The 8,079-nt window shown below is 69.9% G+C and carries 8 protein-coding genes; 7 read left to right on the top strand and 1 reads right to left on the bottom strand.

The features are described 5' to 3' along the window. Nucleotides 1–102 precede the first annotated feature (102 nt). The gene (locus tag ACIREI_RS44045) at nucleotides 103–1,203 is read right to left on the bottom strand and encodes a pyridoxal-phosphate-dependent aminotransferase family protein (protein ID WP_403345790.1); all 1,101 of its coding nucleotides are present in this window, start codon (nucleotides 1,201–1,203) and stop codon (nucleotides 103–105) included. A 184-nt stretch (nucleotides 1,204–1,387) separates the two neighbouring features. Between ACIREI_RS44045 and ACIREI_RS44040 the strand changes: the two genes are divergently transcribed. The 7 genes from ACIREI_RS44040 to ACIREI_RS44010 all read left to right on the top strand — a co-directional run bounded on the left by ACIREI_RS44040 (nucleotide 1,388) and on the right by ACIREI_RS44010 (nucleotide 8,055). Further along, on the top strand, nucleotides 1,388–2,239 hold the full coding sequence (locus ACIREI_RS44040) for a transporter substrate-binding domain-containing protein (protein WP_403345788.1): 852 nt from the start codon (nucleotides 1,388–1,390) through the stop codon (nucleotides 2,237–2,239). Between the two features lie 4 nt (nucleotides 2,240–2,243). Next, nucleotides 2,244–3,095 (top strand): amino acid ABC transporter permease, encoded by an 852-nt coding sequence (locus ACIREI_RS44035; protein ID WP_403345786.1) that lies wholly within the window; start codon nucleotides 2,244–2,246, stop codon nucleotides 3,093–3,095. Further along, nucleotides 3,092–3,910 (top strand): amino acid ABC transporter ATP-binding protein, encoded by an 819-nt coding sequence (locus tag ACIREI_RS44030; protein ID WP_403345784.1) that lies wholly within the window; start codon nucleotides 3,092–3,094, stop codon nucleotides 3,908–3,910. Before ACIREI_RS44035 ends, ACIREI_RS44030 begins: the two co-directional genes overlap by 4 nt. A 42-nt stretch (nucleotides 3,911–3,952) precedes the next feature. Continuing rightward, nucleotides 3,953–5,047, top strand: a complete 1,095-nt coding sequence (locus tag ACIREI_RS44025; RefSeq protein WP_403345782.1) for an amidohydrolase family protein — start codon at nucleotides 3,953–3,955, stop codon at nucleotides 5,045–5,047. A gap of 167 nt (nucleotides 5,048–5,214) precedes the next feature. Then, entirely contained in the window at nucleotides 5,215–6,147 is a 933-nt protein-coding gene (locus tag ACIREI_RS44020) for an SCO1860 family LAETG-anchored protein (protein ID WP_403345780.1), read from the top strand. 169 nt (nucleotides 6,148–6,316) lie between these two features. Beyond that, nucleotides 6,317–7,171: an ABC transporter permease gene (locus ACIREI_RS44015; RefSeq protein ID WP_403345794.1), complete on the top strand. Its 855-nt coding sequence runs from the start codon at nucleotides 6,317–6,319 to the stop codon at nucleotides 7,169–7,171. Further along, the gene (locus ACIREI_RS44010) at nucleotides 7,168–8,055 is read left to right on the top strand and encodes a carbohydrate ABC transporter permease (protein ID WP_403345778.1); all 888 of its coding nucleotides are present in this window, start codon (nucleotides 7,168–7,170) and stop codon (nucleotides 8,053–8,055) included. The genes ACIREI_RS44015 and ACIREI_RS44010 overlap by 4 nt, the downstream gene beginning before the upstream one ends. Nucleotides 8,056–8,079 lie beyond the last annotated feature (24 nt).

Here is an 8,079-nt window from a genome sequence, read left to right as displayed (position 1 = left end):
TCCGGCGTTTGAGGACGAGGCCCGAAGGGCCGACAGCGGGGGTCTGGGGGCGCAGCCCCCAGGGGACGGGAATGGGTAGGGGCGGCGGGGGCGAAGAACCCGCTACCGCCACCCGGCATCCACCGCCCCCAACGCCCCCTCCACATCCACACCCAGCCCCTTCTCCGCCAGCGCGACCCCCAACGCCGCCACACACCCCCGCACCACACCCACCGTCGCATCCACCCCGTAGTGGTTGACCCGAATCATCTCCTTGGCCAACGCCCCACCCCCCGCGGCCAGCGGCAACGCGGGATCCGAAGCCAGCGCCCGAGCCACCACCTCCGACGCCACCACCCCCGCCGGCGCCCGAAGCGTCGTAGCGACCGGCGCGGCCTCCGTGGCGTCGTACACGTACGGCTCCAACCCCCCGCCCAGCGCGACCGCCCCGGCCCGAGTGGACAGCGCGGCGGCCCGGTGCCGGCCCATCACCGCATCCAGCCCGTCCCCCTCGATCCGCTCCACACACGCCTCCAGCGCCAGCATCTCCAGCTGCGCAGGAGCATGCAGCAGCGCCTTCCGCCCTCCGTCGATCCACCGCTCCTTCCAGTCGAGCAGCGACAGATACGACCGCCGCGGCGCCCGGGGATTCGCGGCCATCCGAGTCCACGCCCGCTCGCTCACCGACACCGCCGACACCCCGGCCGGCCCGCCCATCGCCTTCTGCGCCCCGATGACGCACAGGTCCACACCCCACGCGTCCGGCAGCACCGGCTCGGCCCCGATCGACGCCACGGCGTCCAGGTAGAACAGCGCCCCGTGCGCCTTCACGACCTCACCGATCTCCGCGACGGGGTTGGTGTTGCCGGTGGCCGCCTCCGCGTGCACCAGGGACACGAAGTCGATCTCGGGATGCTCGGCGAAGGCCTGCCGGATCTGGTCCGCCGTGACCGCCGTATGGAAGGGCACCGCCAGATCGATCACCCGCGCACCGCAGTCACGCAGCCAGTCCCCGAAGGTCTGCCCGTACGGACCGGTGATCACGTTCAGCGCGACCGTGCCGGGCCCGGCCGTCCCCCGGATCGCCCCCTCCAGTGGCAACAGCGCCTCGCCCTGCATGATCACGACGTCCTGCTCGGTGCCGAGGAGCCGCGCCACCCGGTCCTCGATGGCGGCGAATCGGGCGGCGCTCAGCGGGGCCAGGTCCAGGAAGGGGTGGGTCACGGCGGGCTCTCTCTTCGCTCTCTACGCTCCGGGGATCGACGTGACGAGCGTAACCGCGCACCCCAACACCCCTTCCCGCACCCGACTTCTTAGGTCGAACGGCCCCTTAACCATCGGTTTGGTTTGAGCATCTCAAACATCTCCTTATAATCGGAACCCACAGTTCCCTGACAGGAGGCCCCCCGTGAAGACGACCTTCGGGCGCCGGACCCGCATTCTGGCCGCCACCACCGCGACGGCCGGGCTGGTGCTCGTGGCCGGCTGCTCTTCCGACGGCAACGGCGGCAGCGCTACGAAGACCGCGGCCGGCGGTGTCGAAGTCGTCAAGGCGGGCCAGCTCACCACCTGCACCCACCTGCCGTACCCGCCCTTCCAGTCGGAGATCGACGGCAAGGTGCAGGGCTTCGACGTGTCGCTGATCGACCTGGTCGCGGAGGACCTGGGCGTGAAGCAGGCGATCGTCGACCAGCCCTTCGAGAACTTCAAGACCGGCGGCTCGCTCAACGCCGGCCAGTGCGACCTCGCCGCCGCAGGCATGACCATCACCGAGGAGCGCAAGAAGAACGTCGACTTCTCGGACCCGTACTTCGAGGCCACCCAGGCCGTCCTCGTCGACAAGAAGAGCGGCATCTCCTCCTTCGCGGGCCTCAAGGGCAAGAAGGTCGGCGCCCAGGCGCAGACCACCGGCGAGGACTACGCCAAGAGCAAGGGCCTGGACCCCGTCTCCTTCGAGTCCTCCGACGCCGTCATCAACGGCCTGCGCACCGGGCAGGTCCAGGCCGTCGTCATCGACTACCCGGTCGTCCAGGGTTGGCTGAAGGACAAGGCCAACGCCGCCGCCTTCGAGGTCGCCGAGCAGATCAACACCGGTGAGCAGTACGGTTTCACGGTGAAGAAGGGCAACGACAAGCTCCGCGATGCCATCAACAAGGCGATCAAGGACGCGAAGGCCGACGGCACGTACAAGAAGCTCTACGAGCAGTGGATCGGCCCGTACGACGAGTCCGCCGCCTCTGCCTCGCCCGCCGCGTCCTGACCCCATGGCGGACGCAACCGGCACAGACGTGGAACTCCAGCCGAAGCAGCCCAAGAAGAAGGGTCTGACCAGGCGTCAGAAGCGCAGCCTGTCGCGCGGCGTCCAGTACGTCGTCTTCGTCGCGGCCGTGATCGCCTTCGCGGTCGCGGCCGACTGGGACCGGCTGCGCAACCAGTTCGCGCAGAAGGCCATCGCGGAGCAGATGTTCCCCGAGGTCATCAGCCTCGCGCTGAAGAACACCGTGCTGTACACCGTGTCCGGCTTCGCCGTCGGACTCGTCCTCGGCATGGTGATCGCGCTGATGCGGCTGTCGTCCGTGGGGCCCTACCGCTGGCTCGCGGGCGTCTACATCGAGATCTTCCGCGGTCTGCCCGCCCTGCTGATCTTCATCTTCATCGGGGTCGCCGTACCACTGGCCTTCCCGGGGACGGAGATTCCCGGCGGCACCTACGGCAAGGTGGCCCTCGCGCTCGGTCTGGTTGCGGCCGCCTACATGGCGGAGACGATCCGCGCGGGCATCCAGGCGGTGCCCAAGGGGCAGATGGAGGCGGCGCGTTCGCTCGGCTTCTCGCCGGCCCGCGCCATGATCTCGATCATCATCCCGCAGGCGTTCCGGATCATCCTCCCGCCGCTCACCAACGAACTCGTCCTGCTCTTCAAGGACTCCTCGCTGGTGCTGTTCCTCGGTGTGACGCTGGAGGAGCGCGAACTGTCCAAGTTCGGCCGCGACCTGGCCAGCCAGACCGCCAACTCCACGCCGATCCTGGTCGCGGGCCTGTGCTATCTGCTGGTCACGATCCCGCTCGGCTTCGTCGTACGCCGCATGGAGGCGAAGGCCCAGGAGGCCGTGAAGTGACAGAAGTGACAGAGAAGACCCTTGGCTCCCGGCCGGAGATCGAAGTCCGCGGCCTGCACAAGTCCTTCGGCGACAACCAGGTGCTGCGCGGCATCGACCTGGAGATCGGCCAGGGCGAGGTCGTGTGTGTCATCGGCCCGTCCGGCTCCGGCAAGTCGACGCTGCTGCGCTGTGTGAACCTGCTCGAAGAACCCACCAAGGGCCAGGTCTTCGTCGGCGGCACCGAGCTCACCGACCCGGACGTCGACATCGACGCCGTGCGCCGCCGGATCGGCATGGTCTTCCAGCAGTTCAACCTGTTCCCGCACCTCACGGTGACCGAGAACCTCAGCCTGCCGCAGCGCCGGGTGCTGGGACGCGACAAGGCCACGGCCGCGAAGGTCGCCGCCGAGAACCTGGAGCGGGTCGGCCTCGCGGAGAAGGCGACGGCGTACCCGTCCTCCCTCTCCGGCGGCCAGCAGCAGCGCGTCGCCATCGCCCGGGCGCTCGCCATGGGTCCTCAGGTGATGCTCTTCGACGAGCCGACCTCCGCGCTGGACCCCGAGCTGGTGGGCGATGTCCTCGCCGTCATGCGCATGCTCGCCGACGAGGGCATGACGATGATGGTCGTCACCCACGAGATGACCTTCGCCCGCGAGGTCGCCGACCGGGTCGTCTTCATGGACGGCGGAGTGATCGTCGAGGACGGCGCCCCTGACCAGGTCATCGGCGACCCGCGGCACGAGCGCACCCGCCACTTCCTCTCCCGCCTCCTCGACCCGGCGATGGCCGAGGTGGAGGAGGAGACCTCGGACCAGGTGGGCAAGGGCGACTAGGGACCGTCCGGGCAGCAGGGGCCGGTCACTAAGGTGCAGTACATGAGCGATCGCGCGGGTGTGCTGCATGTGAAGGGCCGGGTCCTCGTCGGGCCCGACGACGTCCGGGACGAGCTGTGGGTCGTCGGCGGCCGGATCTCGTACGACCGTCCCGCCGGCGCCCGCGACGTCCGGACCGTCGAGGGCTGGGCCCTGCCCGGCCTCGTGGACGCGCACTGCCATGTGGGCCTCGGCGCGCACGGCCCGGTCGACGAGGGCACCGCGGAGAAGCAGGCGCTGGCCGACCGCGACGCGGGCACCCTGCTGATCCGTGACGCCGGCTCGCCCTCGGACACCCGCTGGGTCGACGACCGCGAGGACCTGCCGAAGATCATCCGGGCCGGCCGGCACATCGCCCGCACCCGCCGCTACATCCGCGGCTACGCCCACGAGATCGAACCGGAGGACCTGGTCGCCTACGTCGCCCAGGAGGCCCGGCGCGGCGACGGCTGGGTCAAGCTGGTCGGCGACTGGATCGACCGCGACCTCGGGGACCTCGCGCCGACCTGGCCGCGGGAGGCGGTGGAGGCGGGCATCGCGGAGGCGCACCGGCTCGGTGCCCGGGTCACCGCGCACTGTTTCGCCGAGGACTCGCTCCAGGACCTGGTCGAGGCGGGCATCGACTGCATCGAGCACGCGACGGGACTGACCGAGGACCTGATCCCGCTGTTCGCCGAGCGCGGGGTGGCGATCGTCCCCACCCTCGTGAACATCGCGACCTTCCCGAAGCTGGCCGACGGCGGCGAGTCCAGGTTCCCCCGCTGGTCGGCCCATATGCGCCGGCTCCACGAACGCCGCTACGACACGGTCCGCGCCGCCTACGACGCCGGTATCCAGGTCTTCGTGGGCACCGACGCGGGCGGCACCCTGCCGCACGGTCTGGTGGCGGCCGAGGTGGCGGAACTGGTCACCGCCGGCATCCCCGCCCTCGAGGCGCTCGCGGCGACGACCTGGTCGGCCAGGGCGTGGCTCGGCCGTCCCGGCCTGGAGGAGGGCGCGGCGGCGGACCTCGTGGTGTACGACTCCGATCCGCGGGCGGACGTACGGGTGCTGGCGGCGCCTCGACGGATCGTCCTGAACGGGAAGATCATGGGCTGAGGCGGCTGTTGCGCCTGTGACTGTGGAGAACGTGCGTGGCCCGAGGTTCGAAAACCTGCACGGGAAACACACGTAGGGGTGAATGCCTGTCAGGATGCTGACCGCGCATGCCGCATGCGGGATTCTTGGCAGGTCCCGAGCAAGTCTCCCCTGAGGGGTTCCCCACCTTGAACGGCAAAAACCTCCGCATGCCCGCACGCCGTCTCGCCACCGTCGCGACGGCCACCGCCCTGGCCGCCGGTCCCGCGGCCCTGGCCGCCGCAGGACCCGTGCACGCGACCGGTGACGAGGGCCGCGCGAGCGCCGTCGTCCTGCGCACCGGTCTCGACGTGTCCCTGCTCAACAAGACCGTGAACGTCCCGCTCGCGGTCTCCCTGAACGAGGTGCAGGCGCCCGAGAGCGCCGAGGAGTCCACGCTGACGGCCGAGTTGGACGGCGTGGACGGCGGAAAGCCGTTCAGCGTGCTGAGCGCGGAGGCCGCCTCGTCGAAGGCGACGGTCGCCGACGGCAGGGCCGAGGGGTACACCAACCTCGCCCACGCCAAGGTCCACGTCCCCGGCCTGCCGCTGCTCTCCCTCATCGAGGTCGGCCAGGTCACCTCCAAGGCCACCTGCGAGGCCGGGAAGAAGCCGACCGCCTCGTCCAACCTGCTGGGCGACGTCACCGTGCTGGGCAAGAAGGTCACCCTGACCGCGGGCGGGACCACGAAGGTCGAGGTGCCGGGCGTGGGCGACGTGCGGCTGGACTACTCCAAGACGCAGACGGCGTCGCGTACGGCCGCCGCCACCGCTCTCGAACTCAAGGTCTCCGTCAACCCGTTGAAGCTCAACGTGGCCGACGTCCAGGGCACCCTGACCCTGGCCGAGGCGACCTGCGAGACGCCGGACGCGCCCGCGCAGGAAGCCGACCCGAGTGCCGACCCCGGCTCCTCCCCGAGCGCCGGTTCGGGCAGCGGCGTCGAGCCCCAGGGCGACTCCGCCGAGGACGGCCTCGCGGAGACCGGCGGCAGCTCCATGACGCCGTACATCGCGGGCGGCGCGGTCGCTCTGCTCCTCGCGGGCGGGGGAGCGGTGGCGCTGGCGCGGCGAGGCAGGAGCTGATCGCGAGGGCCCTCCTCTCCCGCGAGGGCCCCGTCCCCGGCAACAGCCCTTCTTGTCAGGGCTGTTGACCGGCGTCTGAAAACGTTTTAGCTTCCTCTCACTCTGACTTCGAGAGACGAGGGGATCAGTGGAGCGCAAACGTTTTCAGTCCCGCGCCCTCCTCCTGCTCATGCTCCCCGGACTCGCCTACTTCCTGCTGTTCCACTACGGCGCCCTGGTCGGCAACGTCATCGCCTTCAAGGAGTACGTCCCCTTCGACGGCCTCTGGGGCAGCCCCTGGGTAGGTCTCGGCAACTTCCGGCGGATGTTCGAGGACGGCGCGTTCTGGGACGCCGTCCTCAACACCGTCTGGATCGCCGTCCTCCAGCTCGTCTTCTACTTCCCGGTGCCGCTCGCCCTCGCCCTGCTCCTGCACAGCCTCACCTGGAGCACGGTCCGCCGCTTCGTGCAGTCGGTGGCGTATCTGCCGCACTTCATCTCGTGGGTGATCGTCGTCGCCCTCTTCCAGCAGGTCCTCGGCGACACGGGGCTGCTCAACTCCGGCCTCGACGGCCTGGGCCTGCGCACCGTCGACATCATCGGCGACCCCGACGCCTTCCGCCCGCTGGTCGTCGCCCAGGTCATCTGGAAGGACGCCGGCTGGGGCACGATCATCTTCCTCGCCGCCCTCGCGCAGGTCGACGAGCAGCAGTACGAGGCCGCCGCGATCGACGGCGCCGGCCCCTGGCGCCGCTTCTGGCACGTCACGCTCCCCGCCATCCGCCCGGTGATCGTGCTGCTGCTGATCATGCGGCTCGGCGACATCCTCTCCGTCGGCTTCGAGCAGATGCTGCTCCAGCGCGACGCGGTCGGCCCCGAGGCCGCCGAGATCATCGACACCTTCGTCTACTACCAGGGCATCGTCGGCGGCGACTACGGATTCGCCGCCGCCGCGGGCCTGTTCAAGGGCGTCATCGGTGCGCTGCTCGTCTACGCCGCCAACAAGGTCGCCCACCGCCTCGGCGAACAGGGGGTCTACAAGTGAGCAGCCGGGTCCGTCCGGGCTGGATGGAGAAGCCGCAGCCGGTGACCCAGGCCGGCAAGGCGCTCGCCCTGGCCGCCGTCGTCCTCCTGGTCTGTGTTCCGTTCCTCGTCATCGTCTCGACCTCGCTGGCCTCCACGGACGAGGTCGTGGCGAACGGCGGCTGGGTGCTGTGGCCGACCGAGCCCACCCTCGACGCCTACCGCGACATCCTCGACGGCGGCATCGTCACCCACGCCCTCGGCGTCAGCGCGGGCGTCACGCTCGTCGGCACCCTGCTCAGCCTCGCCTGCACCGTCTGCCTCGCCTACGCCCTCTCCCGCCCCGGCGTCCTCGGCGGCAGGCCCGTCCTGCTGCTCGTGCTGTTCACGTTCCTCTTCCCGCCCGGCATGATCCCGAGCTTCCTGCTGGTCAAGGAGCTGGGACTGCTGGACAGTTACGCCTCGCTGGTCCTGCCGGTGCTCGTGAACGTCTTCAACCTGGTCGTCCTGCGCGGCTTCTTCCAGGGCATCCCCGAGGAGCTGTACGAGGCCGCACGACTGGACGGGGCGGGGGACTGGCGGGTGCTGTGGTCGGTCGTACTGCCGCTGTCCAAGGCCGCGTTGGCCGTCGTCGGCCTGTTCTACGCGGTGGCGTACTGGAACTCCTGGTTCTACGCCTCGCTCTACCTGGAGAGCGACCACTGGCCCCTCCAACAGGTGCTGCGCACCTATGTGATCGCGGGCTCCGGACTCACCGACGCCACCACGGGCGAGGGGACGGTCACCGCCCCGCAGACCGTGCAGATGGCGGTGCTCGTGATCGCCACCGTGCCCATCCTGCTGGTCTACCCCTTCCTGCAGAAGTACTTCACCAAGGGCGTGCTCACCGGCGCCATCAAGAGCTGACACAAGCCGACACGAGGTGATTCA

The sequence above is a fragment of the Streptomyces sp. NPDC093591 genome, from assembly GCF_044764885.1.
Lineage (GTDB): Bacteria > Actinomycetota > Actinomycetes > Streptomycetales > Streptomycetaceae > Streptomyces.
This window is presented reverse-complemented; position numbering and strand designations above follow the sequence as displayed.

What these genes read in the sequence shown, in the direction of transcription:
- ACIREI_RS44015 (WP_403345794.1), top strand. Translation starts at nt 6,317, where the DNA reads ATGCTCCCCGGACTCGCCTACTTCCTGCTGTTCCACTACGGCGCCCTG.
- ACIREI_RS44035 (WP_403345786.1), top strand. Translation starts at nt 2,244, where the DNA reads ATGGCGGACGCAACCGGCACAGACGTGGAACTCCAGCCGAAGCAGCCC.
- ACIREI_RS44025 (WP_403345782.1), top strand. Translation starts at nt 3,953, where the DNA reads ATGAGCGATCGCGCGGGTGTGCTGCATGTGAAGGGCCGGGTCCTCGTC.